A 24,866-nucleotide genomic window follows, 5' to 3' on the forward strand; every position below is an offset into this window, starting at 1 on the left:
CTTCCCCTTAACCTGCGGCTGGCGCAATGACAGTGACTTCTTCAATCGCTGCAAACTTGTGGTAATTGCCCACCGCATAACCTTCCATACGTAGGTATGACGTTTCGAAGCGCTTACGGTCTTCTTCATTGCGAGACTTACGCCACTGCGTTCCTTTTTGAGTCAGGATTTGCAGGTTGCTTAAGTTCGTTACCCAAATCATGTCCGGCGGGAAAAATGGCGGTGTATACACCGTTTTACCTGCAACGGTCTTAGCCAAGCTCTGCGCGGCCTTATGCTCGGTGGGTACTTCTGCCGATTCCAATAAGCGATGCTGCTCTGCGGCTACTAAGTTACGGCCAATCAAAACCACTAAATCAGGATCGCCTTGATGCACTTCATGGATAGTGGTGTTAATCAGATCGTTAACCAGTGAATCGAGGTTTCGATATGAACCCTCGGTTGCCCCTGTCGAATCCAATTTCACCGCAGGTAAGACTTGAGCCGGTGCTTTCTCTTTTGCGAGTTGAAGCCAGCCTTTATTAACGTCTTCACCCATTGGGTTTGCTTTAGGGTCGGTATTCTCACCCGCAATGGAGATGCCGTGGAAACCAATACGCAGCTTATCTAAAGCGAAATTACGCGTGATGGCGTTGTTCATCAGCTTCATCCACTGACCTTTACCACCCGAGTTCGCCCAGATTGTCATCGTGATCCAGTTGATATGAGCGCCTGAGTCCGTTTCGGTTAGCTCGTAGGTATTGCCGCTTTGGTCAAGAGAGCCCATGAAACGACCGTCTTTCACTCGACCGGTCAGCAAACCACTGTCACCCACATCGATCACTTGACCTTTAATTTGGTCAACCGAGATATTCGAAACACGGTTTAAGAAAGAGTCGGATTCAACAATGGCTTGGCGAAGCTTGGTCTCCATCACCGGCGTGATGTTGAATTGCTTAGACGCATCTACAACGCCGCCCGCTTTTGCTACGGCTTGGCAATATTCATCTAAAAATTGAGTCGATACTGCATTGAGCATTTACACGACCTCCACAGTTGATTCGCCGCCGTTGCCCTCTTCACCTGGCTTTTGACCAGGTACTTCTTGCTTAAGCTTCGCGAACTGGGTTTCAAGGTTTTGTACTTGCTCGGCTACAGGAGCAAGCTGCTTCTCTAATTCACTAGAGAACTGCTCCAAAGAGAACGTTTGAACTTCACCTTCGGGTTTGTTTTCGGGTTCGTTAGGTGTTTGCGTTTGCAGGTTAAACTCTTGTTTGAGTTCATCCTTTAGCTCACCTTTCATAATGCCGAACTGCTCTTTCAGTGCAGCTTTGAGTTGTTCTTCGGTCACTTCTTCTTCCTCTGGTTCAGGATCAGGTTGTGGCTCTGGTTGTTCATCACCAGAATTGAAAAAGGCATTACACAAGGCAAAGAATCGGTCTGTTTTTGAGTAACACTCATCAAGGCTGATTTCTTCCAGTTGGCTGCAACTCAGCTCTGTGGTTTGACCTTCTTGTCGCGAAAACTGAAGTAATGAAACACCAGACGACGCCGGGGAATCGGTCACGGCTAATCCCATCAGGTAGCACTTTCCTTGCCCTTTATAGTCTGGGTTGGGTTCTATGGAGGTAAACAGCTTCTGCCCAAGCTTATTGGCTTCAAGTAAATATTGATTAGGTTCAAGTTTGGCAAACAAGCGCATTTTCCCATCCACTTCTTCAGCTTTTACGGCAAGCACTTTGCCCCAGTTACTTCCGTAACCTGCAAAGCGTTTGTGTTCAGGCCAAATCAAAGCGGTGTATTCACTCAAGGCGTAATTTTCTGCAATCTGCATGAGCCATTCTCGGGTGATCTTACGACCATCAACCGTCGGCCCTTCTGTTGCTACAATTTTCCAATCACTGGTTTTTGCCATTTGAGTTTTTTACCTAGTATTAATTTGTCAGTTAGGTGTTTCTGGCATTCACAATACGCCTTTGATTTACCCGTTTCAGCCACTTCAATTCCGACCAATTCGGATACAGGGCGTATCCGAACCCATCCGAATTTTGCTATGCAATTTAGGTTGTTACCTCGGCGTATGATTGGTCCATGGCATATTCTCCTGAAACACGACACGCGGCCCGTTCCCTTTATTTAAAGGCTTGGACGCCCAATGAAATCGCTTCCGAACTAGGTTTGAACAGCACCAGAATCATTTATCACTGGGCTGACAAATTTGGATGGCGTGATATGTTGCGCGAGCAAACGATTGATGAATCGATAGCGCGTAGAATTGAAACCCTGCTTGAGCTGGAAAACCCTACCAAAGGCCAGCTCGATATGCTTGATAGACTCATCAAGCACCACGTACAACTTAAAAAATTCCACGCTCAAACTCAGACAGTTGATGAAAAACACTCATCTAACACAACTGAACCTGTAGCTAAAACTAACGGTAAAAGCTCGCGTTCAAATAAGTCTGACGACAAGCAGAAAAAGAAGAAAAGTAAAAAGAAGAACAACATTGCAGAGCTGACCAAAGATAACTTCGCGACCTGGCATGAATCACTCTTTGAATATCAGCATACGATGCGTAACAACCTGCACCAGCGTACTCGTAATATTCTTAAATCTCGTCAGATTGGCGCTACCTACTACTTCAGTGGTGAAGCGTTAGAAGATGCGATTTTGACCGGCGATAATCAGCTATTCTTATCCGCGTCTCGCGCCCAAGCGGAAGTGTTCAGAAGCTACATCATTGCGATTGGTGAAGAATTCTTAGGCGTTGAGTTAACCGGTAACCCGATCATTCTCTCTAACGGCGCTGAGCTGCGCTTTCTCTCGACCAACTCCAAAACTGCGCAAAGTTATCATGGCCATGTTTATGTGGATGAGTATTTCTGGATCCCGAAATTCGATGAGTTGAACAAGCTCGCGTCAGCTATGGGCACTCATAAGAACTGGCGTAAAACCTACTTTTCGACCCCTTCCGCTAAAACGCACCAGGCTTACACATTTTGGACTGGTGACCAATGGCGCAGAGGCCGTAATACTCGCACCAACATTGAGTTCCCTACCTTTGACGAATACCGAGATGGCGGCCGACTCTGCCCAGACAAGCAATGGCGTTACGTGGTCACGATTGAGGATGCCGCAGCGGGAGGCTGTGAGCTATTTGATATTGATGAGCTACGCGACGAATACAGCAAAGACGATTTCGATAATCTGTTTATGTGTATCTTCGTCGATGGTGCCAGCTCCGTCTTCAAGTTCTCAGCCCTTGAAAAAGCCATGGTAGACATTAGTCGGTGGCAAGACTTCAAGCCCAATGACAAAGACCCGTTCGATCGCCGTGAAGTTTGGCTAGGGTACGACCCAAGCCGAACTCGAGACAATGCTTGTTTAGTTGTCGTAGCACCGCCCATTGTTGCCGTTGAAAAATTCAGAGTACTTGAAAAGCACTACTGGCGAGGGTTGAACTTTCAGTATCAGGCGCAGCAAGTCTCAAAGGTATTTGAACGTTATAACGTGAGCTATTTGGGTATCGATACCACAGGCATTGGCGCGGGCGTCTATGACTTGCTCAGTAAAAAACACCCACGAGAAACCGTGGCCATTCAATACAGCAACGAAAGTAAGAACCGATTGGTGATGAAGATGATAGATGTGGTCGAAGCCAACCGCATTCAGTTTGATGCTGAACACAAAGACATCGCCATGGCATTCATGGCCATCAAGCGAGCGACAACCAATAGCGGCAACAGCATGACCTTCAAAGCAGAGCGCAGCGAGTTAACCGGACATGCCGATGCATTTTGGGCGATTTCCCATGCCTGCATTAATGAACCGCTCGATCACTCTGAAAAACGTAAATCAACTTGGCAGATGTAAATCAATGACTGAACAGACAACAGAAATAATCACGAAAGAATCCGCTAATGATGAAAGCTTGATGTTTAGCTTTGGTGAGCCAGAAATCATGGACCGTGATTTCACCAACTACGAATACAACGAGCTTTACTACAACGAAGACGGGAACTACTGGGAACCGCCACTCGATAGAGCTGGCTTGAATAAACTGACTCGGGCTAACGCTTATCACGGTTCTATCTTAATGGCTCGCCGTAACATGATTGCGGGCCGTTACACCCAAGGTGGAATGCAGAAGCAACAAATGCAATCGGCCGTTCATGACTTCTTAGAATTTGGTGACACTGCCCTGCTTAAGCTTCGTAACTACTTTGGCAAAGTCATTGGGCTATGGCCTATCCCTACGATGTATTTACGTAAACGTAAGAACGGTGACTTCGCATTCCTAGAGCGGGATGACAAACAAAAGAGTTACAAGAAAGAAGACGTCATATTCATCAAACAATACGACCCAGTTCAGCAAGTCTACGGTGGACCGGATTACCTTGGTTGTGTCCAGTCTGCTTTGCTTAGCCAGGACTCCACCACGTTCCGTCGCCGTTACTATAAGAACGGTTTGCACATGGGTTTTATCTTCTATGCGACTGACCCAAACTTGAGTAAAGACGATGAGGAAGACCTAAAGCAGAAGATGGCTTCAAGTCGTGGTGTGGGGAACTTCCGGTCGATGTTTATCAACATTCCAAACGGCAACGAAAAAGGGATTCAACTCATACCTGTTGGCGACATTGCGACCAAAGATGAGTACGAGAAAATTAAGAACGTCACCGCCCAAGAGGTGATCACCGGCCATCGCTTCCCTGTTGAACTGGCTGCTATCATTCCAAACGGTGGTACGCGTGGTGACCCGATTAAATTTGATTACGTTTACTGTAAAAACGAAGTGATACCCGCTTGCGAAATGTTCATGGATGCCGTGAACAGCGACCCAGAAGTACCCAAACATCTCCATTTAACCTTCAATTTGGACAATGTCGCGGCCTAAGTAGCATGATGTTTTTTGCAATTACGTTTTTGACTGCAATTTACGCTCAGCCCGTTCTTCATAAGGGCTGAGAAACAACTCAAACGATCGTCACAAAACACAAACGATCATTAAAAAATCGACCTAAAACACAAAAATACATATATTTCAGATAGTTAGAAAAACCAACCAGATCAACACTGATCGTCAGAATTTCAATTCCTTTCAATTTTTTGCACTCTTCGCAATTTTATTAGGCACTCTTTAAGCCATTCTGAGCACGACTAACTTAATGCAAACCCCGTTATTCCTAAAGGGCTAGCGGCTTGTTAGCCTTCCATAGCGGCGGCAGAATTTCACTGAAATAGAATTGCGAAAAAATGAGATCGAAAACGCTTCAGGTGGGGGGGAGGAGGAGTGCGTTTTCCGTGGGTTAGGCATACTTTCGGTCGAGCTTACTGACAGGTGTAAAAAAGCCACCTTGAGCGGTGGCTATGGGAAGTTCTGAAGTTCAAGCTTGATGCTAAGTGCCTTTTTCGCAAGGCGCTAGGATTTCGAGTTCTTGGCTAGGTAAATATTTAATTTCCAAACAAGTTAACTGCCAAGTACTTTCAGTCAATTCAGCTTTGAATTCGAATAGGCCTTCACCTTGTGGACCTTCAATCTCGTACTGCATATCAGCAGAGCCGGAAACTTCATACCCTCGAATGATTCCTTGGATTAAGTCAATGTCGTAAGGCGTACCAATATTTGCGTGAAACTTATCCGAATCCTCTAGAGTACGAAGTGCTAGCTTAGTTGAACCAGACTCTTCAAATGAGCTATTCATGCTGATAGTAAAGATGACTGCAAAGAGAACACCACAAGTCAACATTATCGCAGCTGCAACGGACCACTTTCTTTGAGAGTTTTTAAACTCTTCAACACTACTCCACTGGTTATGCTTCCAAGCCCACTCATTGCCTTTGAAGCCAAGAATAAATGGCATCACAATGTTGACGAATGGTACAAAAACTAACAAAGCGCGATAGGTACGAAAGCGAATACCCCATATCCAATTGAACGCAAACGCGCCCCAATTCCAACCTTTAATCTGTTCAGGGATTTCTTTACTATTTTCCATATATTCCACTAATTCTATTCGGGCACATAACGCCAAATTAAGTAGTGAGCAACACTGCCACCTAACCTCAACCATTGTGCCGTAAACACTGAAGCTAATTCAAATCAAAAGTGCCAAGCATTGCGAATCTGCTTAAATTTATTTGTTAGGCCTCGCTTTTCAATGATGCTTCTTGCTCCGTGCGATCTTCTGTATACAACCTAAAGTAAACAACGGACATCAATATCATTAAGCTAGTCGAAATAAGCCCATACAAAATTTCGGATGCTATGTATAGTAACGTCGAAGAATCACCAACAAGACCAAATGCGAAACCTAAGAATATTTGAGAGCCGCCAATCAATGCAGTAACCATCATTAACCTACCAGCTATACCTTTCGTATCTTTCCAACTTTCGTCCAATGCCGAAAATGCAGGTTTATTGTTTAAAATCGCCTCAAAGTCTGCAAACCCATATTTAGCTGCAAAATATAAACCCGGTACGATAAGCGCTATAAACCCAACTAAAACAGCTACACCATAGAAAAAGTGTACAACTAACAACCGCCACCACTCATTCAAAGAAACCGTTTGCTCTTTAGGGTAACCGGAAGCAACAAAAGCCATAAACTTGATGAAACGAACCATTAAATAAGTGTGAATAAAACTTATTACCACAAGGTAAAAAAGGTTTCCCCAACCATAAAACAACTCTACAAAAGGGCTAAGCAGTGACGTGACAATCACATAAGGCCCGAAAAGTTTGAAAATAGATCTAACATTAGATTTGGAGAAATAAAAGCACTCCGTTAATAGTTTATTCATAGTGTTCATTCATTTATATACAATAGCCGGTAGCATATCAAATATTTATCATTTCCCAAATTGGAGAGGCTCGGGCTTGTCCAACACTTGGGATTTAACGTTGGCTACGCAACGCTTAATCCTTATTTGTTATGCATATTCCCACTTATTACCTAGAAAATCGCCCTTGGCATTCCACGCAAGGAAATTGCTTTGTAATTTAGAGAACTCCTTAAACAAACCGCCTAGCCGATTAAGATCTCTAGGTTCAAGTTGTATACAAAACTCTGATATGTGTTTGTAGGGTAAAGGAGAATTATTACAGAACCTAATTTGAAGAGCACATTGTCCTCGTGGGCTAACCATAAATGCCCTCAGACGAAAATAATGCGCAAAGTTATCCTCTTCCCTTTCCGAACCTATTTCATACAGAAAAACGTCTTTTGGATGACGAGGGAAAACCTCTAGACCTTTAGCGATTTTCAGTAGGTCAGAGGCATTATTATAGAGTTCAAATCTTGTACTCTGCATACCATTTGAAACGTCCCACAAGAGTTGCAGATGATATGGCTCTTCATAAGGAATTCTTTCTATTTTTACGTAGTATTCCATTTTTACCCTTATATGCATAACAGCTTTATTAGACACAAAAATTCGGCATTTAAATACAGAATTTATCTATCTAGTCATCTTATGTAAGACAGGGTATACATCTAACCTCAGTATGTTCAACAATTTATCTTCAGATGATGATTCATCACTTCACAAAATAAAGAATTTTTCTGCATAGCCCGACAGCTGTGGCTCATCTAGGTAAGTACGCCCACGAGAAAAACAAAAAGACATCCTCAAAACCCTGAGAACTGTATAAATCATCACCATAGTTTAGTACCATGGGACTATCATTTCGATAGGTTCATGGTGTCATATGAGAGTAATTTGCCCAGAATGTGGCGAGAAAGCCCGCATACAAAAATCAAACCGTATTTCAGCGGGTTATAGCGATTTATATTGTAGTTGTAGTGACCCAGAATGTGGCCATTCCTTCGTAATGAACCTAGCCTTTAGCCATACTCTTAGCCCATCGGCCAAAACGACTTCTCAGTTAGCTTTTGAAATGGTTAAAGCTCTTGCACCCGATCAGCGCCAAGAGCTAAAACAACAACTCTCATTCCTCTAAAGATTAAACGCTGGACTATCTTCCTTATCGACCATCTCTATTAGCTGCTTAATTGTGGCTAACTTTTCTGGCTTAAGTTCTTCTCTTTGGTCTGCAACCAATAAACTCATCAAATAAATACCTATATCAGCTCTGCTTTCACCTTCAGTGCTGAGTGCTACAGCATCTATAATGAACCCCATCGCTTGTAGGAATATGTCCTGTTGTTTTAATGACATAGCTCTACTCCAAACCAAAAGACTGTACAAATATACAGTACTTTAGTGAATATTCATACAGCGTTTTTATGAAGCGAGATTCATCCCTCATTCTGATAACGAATTTGAGCTTTATATCAACGGCCACTCATCGATTTCAGGAAAGAATGACAAATTAGGCTGTTCATATTCATAGTCGTCATCTTCTCCAGCTAAAGGTCCGGGCTGTTTTGCCTTGAAATCATCTAACCAGCTTAAATCTGGCTTGGGTTGATACTCTTCAACAAGCTGGGCTGGGCGAACCGTACCGCATGGTAGGTGCTCCGCAGGGCGGATTCTTATACTGGTTTCATCATCTATTCGAATTGAACTGCCTTGTTGCAGCGCGATTAGAGCGGAACTATCAAAGTTTGGCGGTAAACCACCACCTACTGAGTAAGGTTCCAATAATCGCTTAAGCTGATCGCTGACCTGTACTTTCTGCGGTAGCGTACAGTTATTGACAGAACTCCGAGAGGAATCAGAGATTCCAGAAAGAGCAAGATCAAAAGCCCCCGCTTCAGCGTCATCGCTATTTTCAGTTTTTGTTACTATCTGCCAGGTCTTAAGACGAGTCTTAACCAACTCACCTGCAGCAACAAAACCTTCTATTTTACGAACGTCTTCGCCATGCGCAGAAGCAAACGGCAACACTTCATAAGAGTTCGTGATCAGCAAATCCTCACGCTTAACGAACGGGCCACCCTGCCCCATGATATAGCCTTGCCAGTTACCGTGATCAGCCGCTTTCATTGTTCCTGCGACATTCACTTGGTTAGTATCAGCCCTCGCCTCATAGTTCTCAGCAATCACATCCACTAGCTCTGCATTCGTCATGACATGAACTGGTTTAAACGGACCAACTAAACGGTACATAGACATGAGGTAAATAGAAGCCAACTCTTCACGTTCTTGCTTAAAAACATATTCCATAAAGGCTTTCTTGTTTTGGCTAGCTAGTCGGCGCAGTTCACGGTAAGTGGTAACCGGTGCCCCACCAAAGAATTGAAATTGACGAATACCCCAACGGCTCTTCCATGCGTTGACGTTTTTGGCCATAGCTTGCACAGATTGCCCGGTCTCTTTCGAAACCTCTTCACCCATGGCATAGCCATCAATATTTTTAGAAATGTACTTAGCGATGTAGCCTGTTGCTGTGCCTTTTTCTGGATCGATGTACCCAAAGTCACAACGAGGCTGATAATTGAATGGGCCTTGAATAGATTGCTTCTTGGCTGCACGTTTTTCGTTACGATCGAAGAACGGGTAAAGCTCTTCTTTGTCTTCATCAACCGCATAGCGAATAAATACGTCACGTACCTTGGCCACATGCTCAGACTTAACCCAAATCAGCAAATGCCAGTGCGGAGTACCATCATGATGTGGCTCAGCAACTCGAATACCAAACCAACGAATTTCATCACGACCTAACTTGGCACGAATGCGCTGCCAAACCTTATTCAAATAGGTTTGTGCTTCACGTGGGCTCGCGCCGTTCCAGTGTGGAATGAAGCCACCTTTCTTATAGCTATTATGATATTTCGATGGTGTTGTCAGCGTTAAGAACAAACCTTGTAGGCCAAGTTCATTGCCGATATCTTCACAACCACGGCAACGAACCATTAATTCATGACGACGAATGGCAGGGTTTGACATGCTTTTCAACACCATGTCTTCCATTTCAACTTCTTCACCAGTGGCCTCTTCTCTAAGTAGCTGGCCTTGAATGAAATCCCAGTTCTTCTTTTGCTGAACTTTATGTTCTTGAATGCAATCCCATGAAGCATAAGGTGACGCCTTCGCCGACACCTGCCCCATAGCAATAGCTAAGTGCTCGCGCATAATTTTACGAATGCGCTTTAAGCGTCTAAACCACCATTTTTCACAACTCAGTTTAGAGATAGACGACATGATATTTTCAGGCGTAATCTTCTTGTCATCGCTTGGTGTTTTTACCCCAAAGCTACGTACCAAAGAAACACACTGTTTGTAGACCATAAGCGCCGCGATGTTCTCACCGTTCTCAGTTTCACATTCTATGGTCTGAGTCAGTGCCGTTTGATAGCGAATCAAGATAGACACAATTTTGAATGCCATTTCTCGAAGTTCATCTTCAACTAGCTCGGCAATGATTTTGCTTCTAACAGGTTTACGCTTTTTCTCGGCTTGGTCGAAGTCGAAACAGGCTTGCTGGCTCGCTTGTTCAAAGTTGTTTTGCTTAGGCTTGCTATCATCGTCGACAGCATCACTCAGCAAAGCAACCTTAGAAGTAGTAGGAAGTTGTTTGTATTGCTCTAGCACCAACAAAACACGCCTATGCGCGGGCACCATTTTTTCACGAATGAAAGTGTTTGCGGCAAAGCGGCCTTGCTTCTTAAAAATAGAAACATAGCGATTTACGAAATACTTAGTTAGGTAGTGTGGAAGCCCAGAAAAGTGTTCAGATAGCCATTCTCGATCTGCGGGGTTAACTTCATATAACTTGCGCTCAACAACAGAAAGGTTTTCAGGTTCACGCTCGAGCATGGATCGTGAAGACAAAACGATGTCATTAGGGATTGGAGCAACAGTCTGATCACCACCAACCCATTCAAGGAAAGCTTCATGTGATCGCTCTTGTTGCTGTTCATTAAATTCAATACTGCTGATATCAACATCTTGATACCACGAAATAAGGCGCTCACCAGAAGTTTGAACCTTCTGCAGTGAGCGCCTGTTTTTCTTGGATGCGTAAGTTGATACACTCATGCTGGGCGCAGGCCAGCTTCTTTTAATGAGGCCTGTATTCTCATGCAGCTACCTCGACAAATATCACTTCTGGTTTCTTCTTCTTTTCTTCTAACGTAGCCAGAATCTCTTTTACTTTGTCGTCATAAACACTCAAATATAGGTTTGCCCCAGCAAGGCTCCAAGCCGTTTGAACTCGGTGCTTCTTCCCAAAACCACAGAAGAAGCGATCACCAATTTTTATCGCTACTGCTTGTTTTTTCTCTTGCTTGTAAAAACTCATAAGCTGCTAAACTCCTGTGTATCCATGATCATGTGACCACCTGTATGGTTACCTTTGATAATCACTCCGCTCGAAACGTGCTGGCAGTTGAACAGCTCGCAAGCCGTATCAATCGCTGGCTCTCGTGATTCAAACTCACCCAGCAACACGTTCTTCACTTCATTGGTTTCATCATGGCGAACAACGCCGCCACCACTATTCAGGGCAACTGCTACATAACTCAGCATCAGCAAGCCTCCACAGTTGAGTAGCCGTGAATAGGCTCACATTCACGCCACCACATTTTCATAGTTGCGTTTTGGCTAGTGCTTTTGGTACAGGCAGAAACGAAGAAGAGTGCACGGATTGCGCCTAAAGCTTGAAGCTCGGCAGATAAGTCATTGGCTGTGTTGTAAACCACAACCCAGAAAACCCACCATGCCGTGATGAAGTCTTCAAGGCATAGCCCTTGTTCAGTGCCGTTCACGTTCACCAACATGGCACGAGTAGAATCCAGTTGAAGCATTTCGCCTTGGCTTGAATCAACGCTATTAAATACACGAACGAACTGCTCAATTTTGCGAGAGGTAAAGCCTTCACCACGAAGGCCGTGCTCTAAGTCTTTGCGGAAGACGGTAATGATGCTCATGCTGCCTCCTCCCCTAACTTTTTAAGTAGAGTCGATGCCTCTGTAGCAAAATAACGCGAATCTTGAATCTGTCTTTCTAGATCAGCGGTTGTGAGCCCAGCCTCTCGAACCACATCAATGCCCGCTTCCATGCAGTCGGCAGCTTCAATCAAACGGTCTCGTAAATGGCCCATCAAAATCACACTGTTTAAGTGAGATGAATTTGAAAGAGAAAGAACGCATACCTCTTTACTTAAACCAAACTTACCGCCCTGTAGTACGTGCGTAATTTCATGAACCAGGGACGCCCCCGTTTTATGACCTTCACTGTCTACTTCATGCTGTATCAAGACATCGTTGGCTTGATAGTTACGATCATTGACTCGAATTTCAGCCGTTTTACGACCTAAACGAACTTCGTTAAAAAACTCTGATTGGGTTTTTACTTCATGTAATTTCATGCTCACGCCCCCACTGCCGATAAACAAAACTGCTCGAATTGATATAACGCTTCATCGTCAAAGTGGCCTAAGTCACGGAGGCCAAGCATTTCAAGAAACAGATGGCGGTTACTCATATCTAAGTTCGCCCAATGGTGAAGCTGTGAAACTTGTTCAATCGAACCGTTGCGGTACCAGCTAGGGAATGAATGACCAAAGAACACACGAGCACGATCACCTGTCATTGCTTTTTTGATATCGGCCAAAACATCTTCTTGCGATCGGTGGGTTGCGATAGGATCTTGCTTCTTTGCGATAGCATCGAACTGAATCAGAATTTCTTGTTGCTGCTCTTGGTTAGCACTTTCAAAGCGATCAACGATTTGTTCAAACGATAGGTTAAACATATGGTTGTGGGCATTTTGATAGCTCATGCGTTCCCCTCCGCTTCTAAGACAGCTTGCGTATCAGCGGCATAGCACGTCACCATATAAAACTTGCCCCAAATTTCAGAAACGTATTGAGCTTGGAACTTCGCATCATCTAAGGCTGAATGATGAACACCTTCACGAACTAACGTTTCCTTGGGGTTGATACCTAAAATGTCACGACCCATTCTCACAATGGTTCGCACATCAAGGTCATTCCAATGAATGAAATTAGGACGAATGCGAGTCGCTTTGAAAGAGTTCATTAGGATCACATTGTCAAAGCCTGCGCCATTGCCCCATAAACAGATGTCTTTGGATTCACCTAAATCAGCTAACCACTGGTTAAACTCAAGCAAGGCATCTTTAAGTGAAGACTTTGGCGTTTCTTTTAGGAAGATTGCACGAGCTTCATCACTTTGTGATAGCCACCAAGTTACAGTCGGTGCATCAATATCACTGTAATAGGCAGCGCTATTAAGGTTTATTACCTCTTCAAACTCAGCACCTAGCTGACCATTGCTAGGGTTAAAAACGACGGCACCAATAGAAACAATCGCAGCATTGCTACCATTTCCCATTGTTTCTAGATTGAGCATTACGTGTGTTTTCATCTTCATTTCCTCAAATTTTGGATATAAAAAAACCTCCCTCTTTAAATCGAAGAGGGATAAAGGGTGTAGGCATAACGCCTAGAGGCTAGGTTTGCTTGGGTGTAACGGGGTTATGACCAGCGTGAAAGTACATCCTGCGCGTTGGCATCAATCCGGTTAATTTCACGTGAAATACGCATTTGTTCAGCGCGGCAATCACTCTTGGAAAACTGAGCTTGTAACTCTTCACGCTTTGAGCGAAGTGGCTTTAGTTGGCGCTCTCCAAGCTCTCTTCGCGTGCGCTGTAATGCTGAAAGGCCACGTTCTTTTTGCTCACGGTTCAAAGACCAACAAGGCAAATCAGGGCATGGATTTTCTAGCGGTGGTACATCTAGGTTTGAATGTTCGACTGTTGCAACTGACATACTATTTTCCTCTAACTTAAGCCGGGAATAGCTGAACCATTGGCGACCAAATCCACACTCATAGCTAAGAATGGGGAAACGCCTTTTGTGCGGCTTTCTATATCGTTGATAAGAAGCACAAGGTTACTAATGCCAGCTTGTGCTTTTTGGATAATGATGTGTTTGTTCGTGCGGCTAAGGCGATCCTTTCCCGCATGCTCTAAAGCCATACGAGACAAGTCACCAGAGTGCATTGCGTTTTCTAATGCGCGTTTAATGAAAGTTTCTTCACTCGCATCATTGGGGATTTGTGCGGTCACCACACCGAGGCCAAGCAAAAGGCTATTAAGGATGGTGAAGTTGCCACTCGCCTTGGTGATCATCACAAGTTCTACACTGGTAAGGATGTGCGGCTGCTCTGGGTTGAGCTTGTTACGCAGCATTGTGGCATTCATATCCACGGCCTTTGCTAACTTGGTCATGTTCTCCGAGTTCGCAAATGCACAACACGCTTCGTTAAATGCCTTTTGTTTAGAGCCACGGAATTCGCACATTGAGTCAATTTCGTTCATAACCAATACTCAATTGAAGACAAACGGGACGAAAACGAAGCCCCAACCAAGAACATTGAGCCATAAGGGGCAATACTCTTGGTTGGAATTAGGGAAGATAAACGCATGACGGCCTACCCCAACTTTTCCATAGCTTCACGAGTCGCCATTTCTACTAAGGCGATCATATTGATGAGAGGAGTTTCTTTACCTTTTGCTTTAGTTTTAATAGGTAAGCGGCCATCTGCTACCCAATCCATGATGGTGCGCTTAGGCATTCCAGAGAACTGAGAGTATTGGTCATACGTCATGAAAGGCGTATTTAGGACTACTTGATATGAGAGCATAGTGATATCCTGTTATGTTATTGAGTGTTTCATTTCGGACAATAGGGTCGCACCCCGCACTGTCCAGTCATCATTTGAGTGAAAATATAGTCTTCTTATGAGTGAATTACAAGAGCAAATACCACCTTTTGAATACATTGGCGGTCGAGAAGTTACAGAAAGGATGAAGGAAGTCACGAAAACGAGAGACTTCAAGTCCCTTGGAGACGCACTTGGCATTTCAAAAGGAACGATATCTACGTGGCACCAGCGAGAGTTAACTCCCTTCGAAGTGATTTTGAGACTTCATTTGAAGACTGGCGCATCAATCAAATATCTAGCTTTAGGAGAAGGCGAAGCTTTCCCTGATCAAGTAGTCCAAGAGCATACGTCTAAAAAAAATGAAGCTAAGACACTTTTTGATGTCGATTACTTCACTCTGGTTAATGGAAAGCTTGTGGGAAATGAAACGCTAGCTTTTGATAAGAGCTACTTAGACAAACTTGGAGTTCTGAATGTAATGGGCATCGAGCACGATGGGACTACATTCATTGTCGATAAAGAAGTTCACCAAGCAGTAAGCGGCACTTACCTCGTGGATATGGACGGCCTACTGTCCTTAAACGACATTCAGCGTTTACCAGGTAAGAAACTAGCCATCAGCTTTAACGGCTCGACTCTAACAGTTGAAGAAGATGAAGTGAGAGTTGTGGGTAGAGTTGCGTTGGTGATGGAGAAGAAGTGATGGCCGACAAGCATGATTTACGTTTATGGGTGTGCAATGCAATTAAACATCATGGCGGTGAAGCTCGACTAATCGAAGTCGCTCAGTACATTTGGCATACTCATGAAAAAGAACTCCGTAAGTCGGGGGATCTCTTCTATACGTGGCAATATTACATGCGTTGGGCTGCTACTCAGCTTAGGAAAAACAACATAATGAAGTCAGTTGAAGATTCACCTAGTGGCGTTTGGATTCTCAAGGACAGTTCAATACATGTCGTAAAGTATGAAGACAAGATACTAGGTAAATAGTTCTAGTCTCCTCAAACCATTGGAAACAGTTCAATATGGAAGAAAAAATAGCTAGATTTAAAGCTGATTTAAATTTAGATACGACTCATTTAGTCCAAAAATATATTACCGTTGCCGAAAGTGAAATCCTAACCAATGAGGCTCACTTTGAACTTAAGAGTGAAATAGCAACGCATTTTGGAATACACCCAAATGAAGTGATATTAGTGGGTTCAGCTAAAGTGGGTTTTAGCTTAGCTCCGGATAAAAGGTATAAAATTTTTGGCGATTCTTCTGATTTAGACATCGCTATCATCTCACCCGTATTATTTGATAAAGTCTGGCACTCTGTAGTGGATTATAAAAACACCCGAAAATATTGGCCTAAACAAAATGATTTCAAGCATCACTTTTTTGACGGCTGGATAAGGCCAGATAAACTACCTCCTTCAAATAAATTTAAGTTTTCAAATGATTGGTGGGAATACTTCACTGAACTATCTAACTCTCAGCGATTTGGAGTTCAAAGCATTAACGCTGGTTTATATCGAGAAATGAGTTTTTTAGATAAATATCAATCACTTTGTATCAACAAGTGTAAGCAAGCGGAGGCGTTTTAATGGAATCGTACACGCAAACAAGAACTATTCAGCAGCTAATGCAGGAAATTAGAGATGACATTATTTCACCACGTCCAGAATTCCAAAGAAAATTAGTCTGGTCTAACCAACATAAAAGTGCTTTTATTGATTCCGTTTTAAACAAGTATCCTTTGCCTGAAATCTTCTTAACAGAAGTTCAACTTGATACATATACAGGTGAAAGGGCTGAAATGTTAGTTGATGGACAGCAGAGACTCACTACTTTATTTGAATATGTAACGAACAATAGTGACTTAAAGCTATCAAAAGAAACTCCCGCTTTTTCTGAGCTTTCAATGGATGATAAGAAAGATTTTTTAAATCACCAAATAGTCGTCAGAATGCTTAAAACGAGCGATTTTAATACTATTAGAGAAATTTTCACTAGGATTAATTCCACTAAATACGCATTAAACGCAATGGAAATAAACCACGCTCGTTATGATGGCGTGCTAAAAAGGTTTGCTCAAAAAATCGCTGAAAACACATTTTTTGAAAAGCATCATATTTTTAGCTCTTCCGACATAAGAAGAATGAATGACTTGAGATACACCTTAGAGTTGTTGATTACTGTCATGGGAGGCTATTTCAATAGAGATGAAAAAATAGAAGAATTCCTAATCATTTATAATGATGAGTTTGGTAGAGAGCACGAATTAGAACAAAGAATTAATACAGTTTTTGATTTCATAGAAAAATGTGAATTTTCTAATGAATCTAGGGTATGGAAAAAAGCCGATTTCTTCACTGTTTTTATAGAAATAGACAGAGCTATCAATATTTCCAACTTAACCATTGACCCATATTCTGTTTCAAAAAAACTTAAGGAATTTTATTCTTACGTTGATTCAGAGCCGAGAGAGGGTTTTGTTAAAGATTATTATTTAGCAAGCTTGCAAGGAACAACAAGTCGGACAAATAGAAACACCAGAGCACAGATATTGAGACGGGTATTAGAGATAAGCAGTGTCTAGTAATGCGTTTAAAACCTATAAGTCTGCTAGTTAGAATCCGAAACTAGATCTGAGCTTCATTGAAGTTGAAAATCTATGCGTAAATAACCTTCAATCAAGGCGAGTATCTCCCACTCACTGTCAATTTGGCCCTTTGAACCATGGCAAAAATATTCTGCCAATGCTATAGTCCTTGAGCCAAATTAAAGAAGAGCAACTTAGGTTGCTCAATAAAAAAGCCACTAACGTGGCTTTTTTTGTGTCTAGTCAACCCTACTTCGTCGATACGTTATTCGCCATCGTCTTAGTGATTTCTTCAGCTAATGCTTCAATAACAGTCATACAAACAGAGTTGCCAAACTGTTTATAGATTTGCCCATGTGATACAGCATCAACAATAAAACCCTTAGGGAAGCCTTGTAAATTTGCACATTCTCTTGGTGTTAACTTCCTAGGGTTTTCACCCTCACCTTGATCAATCAAAATTTCAGAGCCATCTTTATAATATCTAGCACTAATGGTGTTAGTGTAAGCATCTTCGGCCTTAAACAGAGAGTAACCAAAACCATTACCTTTAGTTTTATGGCCTTCCTTACGCTTTTTATGACCAGCCCAAAGCTTGTCTGAAATGGTGTACTTATCTTCAAGAGCTGTAAACTCTTCTGGCTTCAAAAGAATATCACCTACTCTAGTTTTTTCCTTGCTGCCTACTGGCCAATTGAAGATATCTTCAAGTTTAACCGATTGCTCTAAACCATAGTGATCTCTATCGAAACCAATAATGAATACACGTTCACGGTTTTGAGGAATACCAAAGTCACCTGCTCGAAGTACTTTAACATCAACACAATAATTCAGATTTTGAGACAATGCATTACGAGCATCTTCACTCATAGGGACATCTTCAGGGATCTCTTGCTCGAATTCTCCTCGGAGGATTGAAAGGATCGTTTTTAACGTTTCGCCTTTATTATGCCCTTGAAGCTGCTTAACGTTTTCAAGTAGAAAAGCTTTTGGTCGTTTTTCAGCTAAAATACGCTGAATCTCGAAAAACATTGTACCGCGAGTATCACTGAAACCCTGCCTCAAGCCAGCTTGAGAGAATGCTTGGCAAGGAAAGCCACCAAGTAACACATCATGGGGCGGGATATTTTTCGAAGGAATCTGAGTTATGTCCCCATTAGGCATTTCACCGTAATTGGCAAGATATGTCTTTTGGGCAAACTTATCCCACTCAGAAGTAAATACACACTTACCACCAAGGTTTTGAAAAGGTAGACGAATGCCACCGATACCCGCAAATAAATCTATAAACTCAAATTTAGTTGGAATGTTTTCATCATGGCGAAACGGCGCATTCTCATAACTCTCACGTAATGTCTCTTCCAATTGTGAAATAGATTTTAGTTTTAGTGGAGACGGATGATGTTCGCCTTCTTCCCAACCTCTGATGGTTCTTTCGCCTGTAGAGTTCATTCCTAGCAAATTTGCGAACTCTGTTCGCCCTAAGCCAAGGTTTTCACGCGTTTTTTTGATATATTCAGCTTTCGATTCAGTCACAACAGTCATTAAATACACAACTTATCCGGTTTTAGTCCGGGCAATAATAACACTGTGTATATGGACAGGCAAATTAAAAGCAGGCTTAAAATGAGAATAAATGAATTTGTAGAGCAATGTTCGTCGCTAGAGAGCTCTATGAGCCTTTCCTATGAAGAAGTAGCGCCGTCGTTTAAGTTTTCTAATACAGGTGCGAGAGGCACAAAGTATTTTTCGATCACTCTAAAACAAGCAATTCAAGCTTTGAAAGATATTCGAGATAACCTTACTTCTTTTGAACCGTATACGCACTATGTTGAGCGTGATTGGCGTGACCTATTTCCTAGTTACTTAACCGATGACGTTTCAATCGCTATGTCGACAGTTCAGACCCTTCCATTATTTACTGTGCTAAGCAAAATCATCACAGTGGCGAATAACTTAGAAGAGTCCTACATTGAAAAAGTAATTCCTCTTAGCCAGCATAACTTAGAAACGTCTATCTCATATCTAGAGTCTCAACTGCCTGATAATAATGCGTATTTAGCAGCAATGGGAACAAACACCCTAGAGGAAAGCGACCGTGTTAAAACTGGCGTCAACAAGATTTATTATGGTGCTCCTGGAACAGGAAAAAGCTATCGAATAGACAATGAAACAAATGACGCTCATACTATTAGAACCGTTTTTCACCCCGACACACAGTACAGTGACTTTATTGGTAGTTTAAAGCCTGCGATGATTAATGGTGACATTAGCTATGACTTCAGACCAGGTAGTTTTACTAATGCTATTATCCATGCGGTAAAAAACCCTAGTGAAGAATGCACTCTTATCATTGAAGAAATTAACCGAGCAGCGGCAGCGGCAGCATTCGGAGAAATTTTTCAACTACTCGACCGTACGGTTACCAAAGAAAGTAAATACCCAATCGACATTTCAGATCCTGATTGGTTTAACTATTTAAATAATCAAACAGATAACTTTTTCTCAAATGGTAAGCTCTACATTCCTTCGAACCTGACGCTTCTGGCTACAATGAACAGCAGTGACCAAGCAGTAATGCCATTAGATACAGCTTTTAAGCGCAGATGGTTATTTGAATACCTCCCACTAGATTACGATAATGCTGCTAACGGCACTTTGCCTCTACCACTTGAGACTCCAACAGGTGACGTAGTAATCAAACTCGTCAAATGGAGAGATTTTGCTAAAACCATTAATGAAGCTTTAGCAGAAGACCATATTCCTGAAGACAAGTTATTAGGCCACCGCTTCCTCGATGATTCGGAACTGAATGAGAACGGCGCCAATGCTCTCAAAGGAAAACTATTTATGTATCTGTGGGATGACGTTCTACGTCACGGCCAGCGCGGAGCTGTCTTTGCTGAATATATCGCTGATGATCAAGGCGAAGTTGAGCTCACGACATATGGTCAGCTAATCAAAGCTTATGATGCTGAGAACAACGTTCTTAGAGACAGTATTTCCGATAAGTTGTATAGACTTACCATAGCAAACGAAGAACAAGCATAAAGGCGACCTATGAAGTTATGCTTAGCTCTACATAACGATAGAGATCCGCTTAGAACTCTCAGCAAAGAATTGCAAATTGAGTTAAAAGAAAGAGGATTGGTTACTGTAGGTGGAAAGAATGTTTCTTTCTGTGGATTAATCTATTCAGATGGAAAGCTATACGCTTTTTTACCCAGAGCAACTTCCATTGCTTTAGCCGACCGAGAAGAAAAGATTTTGCTCGCATCAGAAATGATGGCTGCTGTTCACCGATATTCAACAACGAAGAATAACCAAGTTAACGCCAATGATGAAGGCAGCGACTTCTCTGGTCTAAATCGGCTTAGCGCTGTCATATGGCTATTAAACGACTTTCGAATTAACGGGCTATTTTGTAAACGTAAACAAAGAAAGGTTGTGAATAGTGGTAAAGCTGACTGGAAAAAAACCATCAGCCGACGAACAGCATTCTTGAGTAGTAATGGTCCCATATACTTAGACATAGATAGTGAATTGAGTTACAGATTTATTGGTGATGAAATATCTAGAATACACGCTGATGTCATCGGAAAGCTCGACGACCAGTTCAGTTGGCTTATTTCCCAAAAAAAATCACATATCTCAAGTTCACTTCAATCAGTTCCTAAGCCATCAGGAAAAACACAGGCTCAAATTGCACATTTGAAAGCTCAACGTCATTCACATTACGCCACACGAGATATAGAGCTTATTAACCATTTAATCGTGTTGCTTGAAGAGATTAGAGGAAAAGATAACAACAACTTTGTTATGGGGATGAAGCATTTTCATGGCATGTGGGAGGCAATGCTCAATGAGACTTTGAGCTGGACAGTCAAAGTTAACAGTGAACTACCAATTCCAGCTTATAAGTTAAATGACGGAAGCATAGTTGAAGCACCATCGAAAGGACAAAGAACTGACATAGTACTACGAAGACCAAATACAGACCAATTCGCGGTTGCGGATGCAAAGTACTACGAAACAAGAAAAAGTACCAAGAGTGCACCTGGTTGGCCCGATCTAGTGAAACAGTTTTTTTATGCTAAAGCATTAGGTGTTTATAGCGATTCAGCGCAAGTAAGTAATGCTTTTATTTTCCCTGGTGAAAGTGGAGTAATAACGAGCGCACATATGAAAAATAGACAAACTGGCGATCTTGAAGACACTGAATACCCAGCTATCAAATGCTTATATGTTTGCCCAAGACAAGTAATTCAGCACTACATCAAAGGCAAAAAGCTCACTCAACTCAGTGAAAATTTGTTTTAAAAATCATCAAACTACCCATATAAAGCCTAGTAATAAACTAGGCTTTATTCTTATGAGACGACACTCAAAGCTACAGTTCAAAACAACCCAAACACATTATTTTTCCCATCTTCTTCAATGCCTTTGATCTGATGGTGCTTTGGCTGTCCGCCAAACAATAAAATATACAACTTCCGATCTTGATACGTCCCCACTACATAGTGGTCTTTTTGTATCACGTATTCGACAGTTTCGGCTTCCTCATCGGTGCACAGATACTTAATATCGACCAGTTTCACCCACTTCAAACCCACTACGTTCTCTGCTTCTATAAACCCGCCAAATGGCGCCGTAAAGCGATTACCTAGTTTCAAAAGCGCATCAATCCCCCCTTGGTTCTTCTTACTTACCCCAATTGGACCATCACTGTTGATTTTGAAATGACTGTAACCAGCAGTCACATGAATTGAATGATACATAGCAAAAACCTATTAACTTTCTTAGCACTTTGAGAAAGGTGTCTAACCTGTGCTTTTTGTCCGATATAAAACATTGTTCTACGTTTTAGCTCGAATTATACTGTTTTTATATACAGTTATTTTAGGCTTAATTATGTCAGTACGCAATTTGAAAGATGGCTCGACCAAACCTTGGATCTGCGAATGCTACCCAAATGGGCGAGCAGGAAAACGCGTTCGTAAGAAGTTTGCTACAAAAGGCGAAGCTAAAGCCTTTGAGCTTCACACGATGAAGGAGATTGACGATAAACCCTGGATGGGAGACAAGCCGGATAATCGCAGGCTTTCTCAACTTATTAAACTTTGGTACTCCCACTATGGTGCAACCCTTACTAAAGGCAGTGTCATTCATAGTAAGTTTCTAAGAATGGCTAACGCGATGGGCAACCCTGTAGCGACCGCTTTCGTTGCAAAAACATACTCTGAATTTAGAAGTAACCGAATGAGTGGGCAAATTAGCTTTGTTGATGCTCGCTGGCAAAAAGGGGCACCTAGTATCGCAACGCTAAATTCAGAACTCGCTCGATTTAAAGCAATGTTCAGCAAGTTAAAAGAACTTGGGGAGTGGAAAGGACCGAACCCATTGGAAGAAGTGAAGCCATTTAAAGATCACGAACGTACCATGTCTTTTCTTCATAAAGAGCACATTATTTTCTTGCTTGAACACGTGTCTAAACACAACCGAACAGATATGCAGAAAATAGTGAAGCTATGTCTCGCCACAGGGGCTCGCTGGAATGAAGCAGCTCAGATGAAAGGCTCTCAGTTAAGCAAATATAAAGTTACCTTCACCAATACCAAGACTAAGAAGAATCGCTCTGTACCCATCTCTGAAGAGCTTTATAACGAGATATACAAACCAACCTCAGGGAAGCTATTTGAAGAGTGCTATACACCTTTCTGCTACATATTGAAGAATAAACTTGGCATCACCCTGCCCTCAGGGCAAGCCTCCCATGTTTTGCGTCATTCGTTCGCAAGTCATTTCATGATGAATGGCGGCAATATTTTAGTGCTAAGGGATATTCTAGGCCACGCCGATATCAGCATGACAATGCGCTATGCCCACTTCGCACCTGATCATCTATCTGAAGCAATTATCCATAACCCTCTTTCTAACCTTTAACCTGTCGCCACAAAATTTTTTGCTCGGCTGTCGCCACTTTGTCGCCACTTGCCAAATTTCAGGTAAAAAAAGAGCCACTTTAAAGTGGCTCAATTCTTAAAATCTTAAACAAGTGTTTTAAACATTACTCTTTACCGAATACGTTGTTCTCTTGTTCTTGTACACGGATGAAAGTCGTACGCTTAGTTAGCTCTTTAAGCTTTGCTGCGCCTACGTATGTACAAGTTGAACGTACACCACCAAGGATGTCAGAAATTGTGTTGTGAACTGAACCACGGTATGGAAGTAAAACAGTTTTACCTTCCGCAGCACGGTACTTAGCAACACCACCTGAGTGCTTGTCCATAGCCGACTGTGAAGACATGCCGTAAAATTTCATGTATTGCTTACCGTCTTGTTCTACTACTTCACCGCCTGACTCAGAGTGACCTGCTAGCATGCCGCCTAGCATTACGAAGTCAGCACCGCCGCCGAACGCTTTAGATACGTCACCCGCACATGAACAACCACCGTCACCGATGATCATGCCGCCAAGGCCGTGTGCTGCGTCGCCACACTCGATGATTGCAGAAAGTTGAGGGTAACCTACGCCTGTTTTAACACGTGTAGTACAAACAGAACCAGGGCCGATACCAACCTTAACGATGTCTGCGCCAGCTAGGATTAGCTCTTCAACCATGTCACCTGTTACAACGTTACCTGCAGAGATAACTTTAGTCGGGAATTCAGCACGTACTTTCTGTACGAACTCAACAAGGTGCTCTGAGTAGCCGTTAGCGATATCGATACAGATGAATACGAACTCTTCGCTAAGCGCCATGATCTTCTTAACTTTCTCGAACTCAGCTTCAGAAGTACCCGTTGATACAAAAACGTTGTTCAGAGTTTTCTTGTCTGCTGTTTTAGCAAACTCAGCCCACCGCTCTACTGTGTAGTGCTTGTGTACTGCAGTCATAACACCGTGCTCAGCTAGAGCGGCTGCCATTTCAAAGCTTGCTACCGAATCCATGTTCGCTGCAATTACTGGAGTACCAGACCATTGACGACCGCTATGCTTGAATGTAAAATCGCGGGTTAATTCAACTTGAGAACGGCTTTTAAGGGTAGAACGCTTCGGACGGAAGAGTACATCTTTGAAACCTAACTTAAGTTCTTGTTCGATACGCATGGTGTTTTCCTTGATTCATAAAATTATGTGTCTCTCGCGAAATGCGTAGTAAAACCGTTGGCAGACGAGTTTACTTTTCTTCGGACACAAAAAAACCGGAGCGTTGGCAGACGCTCCGGTTTTCAGCATTATAGGTTGTGATTTACTAACAGCAAGTCTGATATTTCACTTTTTTTTATGCTATCCTCTCAAAGATTCCATATCTGCTACAGCCCCCTCAGCTTTACTTTCCTACTAAATTCTTACTAATTAATAACTTAGCGAACTATTCACGCAAACGCTGTCGGTTTGTTGCGCAATCGTTTTCCTCCATATTTCGCTCAATATCCCCCTCATTAAGCAATAATGTGAAGAAAGTGACTCTAAATCACATAAAAATCACACTTTTCTCCAACAAAAAAATGTCTTTTTTCTTAAATAAATTCGATTTTTTCCCAAATTTTCTTTGTTTTCGACCAAACCCGGCAATCTCATCACCTTGTCAGTTCGCCTCGATTTGAAAAAGCGCTGTGCCATGGGGTTAATTTAGAGGTCGAGATTCGCTTAGTTTCGATAATCCAAAGCTCACACTCCATCAAATCCCCTA

General features: G+C 42.5%; 29 protein-coding genes. 10 read left to right on the forward strand and 19 right to left on the reverse strand.

From position 1 onward, the window contains the following. Window positions 1-7 precede the first annotated feature (7 nt). Entirely contained in the window at window positions 8-1,018 is a 1,011-nt protein-coding gene (locus ACMAZD_RS25070; RefSeq protein ID WP_102416564.1) for a phage major capsid protein, P2 family, read from the reverse strand. Then, window positions 1,019-1,894, reverse strand: coding sequence for a GPO family capsid scaffolding protein (locus ACMAZD_RS25075; RefSeq protein WP_435249905.1), 876 nt, complete (start codon window positions 1,892-1,894; stop codon window positions 1,019-1,021). A 176-nt stretch (window positions 1,895-2,070) separates the two neighbouring features. Here ACMAZD_RS25075 and ACMAZD_RS25080 point away from each other — a divergent pair, with 176 nt between their 5' ends. Together ACMAZD_RS25080 and ACMAZD_RS25085 are read left to right on the forward strand one after the other, a co-directional pair. After that, window positions 2,071-3,852 (forward strand): terminase large subunit domain-containing protein, encoded by a 1,782-nt coding sequence (locus tag ACMAZD_RS25080; RefSeq protein WP_435249906.1) that lies wholly within the window; start codon window positions 2,071-2,073, stop codon window positions 3,850-3,852. A 4-nt stretch (window positions 3,853-3,856) separates the two neighbouring features. Continuing rightward, window positions 3,857-4,876 (forward strand): phage portal protein, encoded by a 1,020-nt coding sequence (locus ACMAZD_RS25085; protein WP_016798816.1) that lies wholly within the window; start codon window positions 3,857-3,859, stop codon window positions 4,874-4,876. Between the two features lie 502 nt (window positions 4,877-5,378). Here ACMAZD_RS25085 and ACMAZD_RS25090 read toward each other — a convergent pair. The 3 genes from ACMAZD_RS25090 to ACMAZD_RS25100 all read right to left on the reverse strand — a co-directional run bounded on the left by ACMAZD_RS25090 (window position 5,379) and on the right by ACMAZD_RS25100 (window position 7,374). Next, window positions 5,379-5,978 (reverse strand): cytochrome c oxidase assembly factor Coa1 family protein, encoded by a 600-nt coding sequence (locus ACMAZD_RS25090; protein ID WP_102413638.1) that lies wholly within the window; start codon window positions 5,976-5,978, stop codon window positions 5,379-5,381. A gap of 145 nt (window positions 5,979-6,123) precedes the next feature. After that, on the reverse strand, window positions 6,124-6,783 hold the full coding sequence (locus ACMAZD_RS25095; protein ID WP_102381405.1) for a hypothetical protein: 660 nt from the start codon (window positions 6,781-6,783) through the stop codon (window positions 6,124-6,126). Window positions 6,784-6,912: 129 nt separating this feature from the next. Next, window positions 6,913-7,374, reverse strand: coding sequence for a hypothetical protein (locus tag ACMAZD_RS25100; RefSeq protein ID WP_435249907.1), 462 nt, complete (start codon window positions 7,372-7,374; stop codon window positions 6,913-6,915). Window positions 7,375-7,690: 316 nt separating this feature from the next. Here ACMAZD_RS25100 and ACMAZD_RS25105 point away from each other — a divergent pair, with 316 nt between their 5' ends. Continuing rightward, window positions 7,691-7,942, forward strand: a complete 252-nt coding sequence (locus tag ACMAZD_RS25105) for an ogr/Delta-like zinc finger family protein (protein WP_102381403.1) — start codon at window positions 7,691-7,693, stop codon at window positions 7,940-7,942. Here the strand turns inward: ACMAZD_RS25105 and ACMAZD_RS25110 are convergent. The 11 genes from ACMAZD_RS25110 to ACMAZD_RS25160 all read right to left on the reverse strand — a co-directional run bounded on the left by ACMAZD_RS25110 (window position 7,939) and on the right by ACMAZD_RS25160 (window position 14,558). Beyond that, window positions 7,939-8,160, reverse strand: coding sequence for a hypothetical protein (locus ACMAZD_RS25110; protein WP_102277044.1), 222 nt, complete (start codon window positions 8,158-8,160; stop codon window positions 7,939-7,941). The genes ACMAZD_RS25105 and ACMAZD_RS25110 overlap by 4 nt on opposite strands. Before the next feature lie 111 nt (window positions 8,161-8,271). Next, window positions 8,272-10,926 carry a replication endonuclease gene (locus tag ACMAZD_RS25115; RefSeq protein WP_435249908.1) on the reverse strand — a complete coding sequence of 885 codons (2,655 nt, stop codon included), beginning with the start codon at window positions 10,924-10,926 and terminating at the stop codon, window positions 8,272-8,274. Window positions 10,927-10,966: 40 nt separating this feature from the next. Then, complete coding sequence (locus ACMAZD_RS25120) at window positions 10,967-11,188, reverse strand: hypothetical protein (protein WP_435249909.1); 222 nt, start codon at window positions 11,186-11,188, stop codon at window positions 10,967-10,969. Then, on the reverse strand, window positions 11,185-11,415 hold the full coding sequence (locus ACMAZD_RS25125) for a hypothetical protein (protein WP_435249910.1): 231 nt from the start codon (window positions 11,413-11,415) through the stop codon (window positions 11,185-11,187). Before ACMAZD_RS25125 ends, ACMAZD_RS25120 begins: the two co-directional genes overlap by 4 nt. Next, window positions 11,415-11,816, reverse strand: coding sequence for a hypothetical protein (locus ACMAZD_RS25130; RefSeq protein WP_435249911.1), 402 nt, complete (start codon window positions 11,814-11,816; stop codon window positions 11,415-11,417). The genes ACMAZD_RS25125 and ACMAZD_RS25130 overlap by 1 nt, the downstream gene beginning before the upstream one ends. Then, on the reverse strand, window positions 11,813-12,256 hold the full coding sequence (locus ACMAZD_RS25135) for a DUF3850 domain-containing protein (protein WP_372018794.1): 444 nt from the start codon (window positions 12,254-12,256) through the stop codon (window positions 11,813-11,815). Before ACMAZD_RS25135 ends, ACMAZD_RS25130 begins: the two co-directional genes overlap by 4 nt. Before the next feature lie 2 nt (window positions 12,257-12,258). Next, window positions 12,259-12,669, reverse strand: a complete 411-nt coding sequence (locus tag ACMAZD_RS25140; protein WP_435249912.1) for a hypothetical protein — start codon at window positions 12,667-12,669, stop codon at window positions 12,259-12,261. Next, entirely contained in the window at window positions 12,666-13,277 is a 612-nt protein-coding gene (locus ACMAZD_RS25145; RefSeq protein ID WP_435249913.1) for a 3'-5' exonuclease, read from the reverse strand. The genes ACMAZD_RS25140 and ACMAZD_RS25145 overlap by 4 nt, the downstream gene beginning before the upstream one ends. A gap of 110 nt (window positions 13,278-13,387) precedes the next feature. Continuing rightward, window positions 13,388-13,681, reverse strand: a complete 294-nt coding sequence (locus ACMAZD_RS25150) for a hypothetical protein (protein WP_435249914.1) — start codon at window positions 13,679-13,681, stop codon at window positions 13,388-13,390. Window positions 13,682-13,692: 11 nt separating this feature from the next. After that, entirely contained in the window at window positions 13,693-14,232 is a 540-nt protein-coding gene (locus ACMAZD_RS25155; RefSeq protein ID WP_435249915.1) for a phage regulatory CII family protein, read from the reverse strand. Between the two features lie 113 nt (window positions 14,233-14,345). After that, window positions 14,346-14,558 (reverse strand): hypothetical protein, encoded by a 213-nt coding sequence (locus ACMAZD_RS25160; protein WP_004742462.1) that lies wholly within the window; start codon window positions 14,556-14,558, stop codon window positions 14,346-14,348. 97 nt (window positions 14,559-14,655) lie between these two features. Here ACMAZD_RS25160 and ACMAZD_RS25165 point away from each other — a divergent pair, with 97 nt between their 5' ends. The 4 genes from ACMAZD_RS25165 to ACMAZD_RS25180 are packed head-to-tail and all read left to right on the forward strand — an operon-like array spanning window position 14,656 to window position 17,166. Next, the gene (locus ACMAZD_RS25165; RefSeq protein ID WP_435249916.1) at window positions 14,656-15,282 is read left to right on the forward strand and encodes a phage repressor protein CI; all 627 of its coding nucleotides are present in this window, start codon (window positions 14,656-14,658) and stop codon (window positions 15,280-15,282) included. Next, the gene (locus tag ACMAZD_RS25170) at window positions 15,282-15,572 is read left to right on the forward strand and encodes a hypothetical protein (RefSeq protein WP_435249917.1); all 291 of its coding nucleotides are present in this window, start codon (window positions 15,282-15,284) and stop codon (window positions 15,570-15,572) included. The genes ACMAZD_RS25165 and ACMAZD_RS25170 overlap by 1 nt, the downstream gene beginning before the upstream one ends. Before the next feature lie 35 nt (window positions 15,573-15,607). Then, window positions 15,608-16,171, forward strand: coding sequence for a hypothetical protein (locus ACMAZD_RS25175; protein WP_435249918.1), 564 nt, complete (start codon window positions 15,608-15,610; stop codon window positions 16,169-16,171). Beyond that, window positions 16,171-17,166, forward strand: coding sequence for a DUF262 domain-containing protein (locus ACMAZD_RS25180; RefSeq protein WP_435249919.1), 996 nt, complete (start codon window positions 16,171-16,173; stop codon window positions 17,164-17,166). Before ACMAZD_RS25175 ends, ACMAZD_RS25180 begins: the two co-directional genes overlap by 1 nt. 252 nt (window positions 17,167-17,418) lie before the next feature. Here the strand turns inward: ACMAZD_RS25180 and dcm are convergent, their stop codons facing one another. Further along, window positions 17,419-18,714 (reverse strand): DNA (cytosine-5-)-methyltransferase, encoded by a 1,296-nt coding sequence (dcm, locus tag ACMAZD_RS25185; RefSeq protein WP_435250548.1) that lies wholly within the window; start codon window positions 18,712-18,714, stop codon window positions 17,419-17,421. A gap of 81 nt (window positions 18,715-18,795) precedes the next feature. Between dcm and ACMAZD_RS25190 the strand changes: the two genes are divergently transcribed. Both ACMAZD_RS25190 and ACMAZD_RS25195 read left to right on the forward strand, forming a co-directional pair. Continuing rightward, window positions 18,796-20,220 (forward strand): AAA family ATPase, encoded by a 1,425-nt coding sequence (locus tag ACMAZD_RS25190; RefSeq protein ID WP_435249920.1) that lies wholly within the window; start codon window positions 18,796-18,798, stop codon window positions 20,218-20,220. 9 nt (window positions 20,221-20,229) lie between these two features. After that, window positions 20,230-21,489, forward strand: coding sequence for an LlaJI family restriction endonuclease (locus ACMAZD_RS25195; protein WP_435249921.1), 1,260 nt, complete (start codon window positions 20,230-20,232; stop codon window positions 21,487-21,489). A gap of 77 nt (window positions 21,490-21,566) precedes the next feature. On the opposite strand, the gene ACMAZD_RS25200 is transcribed toward ACMAZD_RS25195, so the two are convergent. Continuing rightward, on the reverse strand, window positions 21,567-21,947 hold the full coding sequence (locus ACMAZD_RS25200; RefSeq protein WP_435249922.1) for a hypothetical protein: 381 nt from the start codon (window positions 21,945-21,947) through the stop codon (window positions 21,567-21,569). A 133-nt stretch (window positions 21,948-22,080) separates the two neighbouring features. On the opposite strand from ACMAZD_RS25200, the gene ACMAZD_RS25205 reads away from it, so the two are divergent. After that, the gene (locus ACMAZD_RS25205) at window positions 22,081-23,112 is read left to right on the forward strand and encodes a phage integrase (protein ID WP_435249923.1); all 1,032 of its coding nucleotides are present in this window, start codon (window positions 22,081-22,083) and stop codon (window positions 23,110-23,112) included. 124 nt (window positions 23,113-23,236) lie between these two features. Here the strand turns inward: ACMAZD_RS25205 and ACMAZD_RS25210 are convergent, their stop codons facing one another. Further along, window positions 23,237-24,280, reverse strand: coding sequence for a GMP reductase (locus ACMAZD_RS25210; protein WP_435249924.1), 1,044 nt, complete (start codon window positions 24,278-24,280; stop codon window positions 23,237-23,239). Window positions 24,281-24,866 lie beyond the last annotated feature (586 nt).

The sequence above is a fragment of the Vibrio sp. nBUS_14 genome (genome assembly GCF_051201655.1).
Lineage (GTDB): Bacteria > Pseudomonadota > Gammaproteobacteria > Enterobacterales > Vibrionaceae > Vibrio.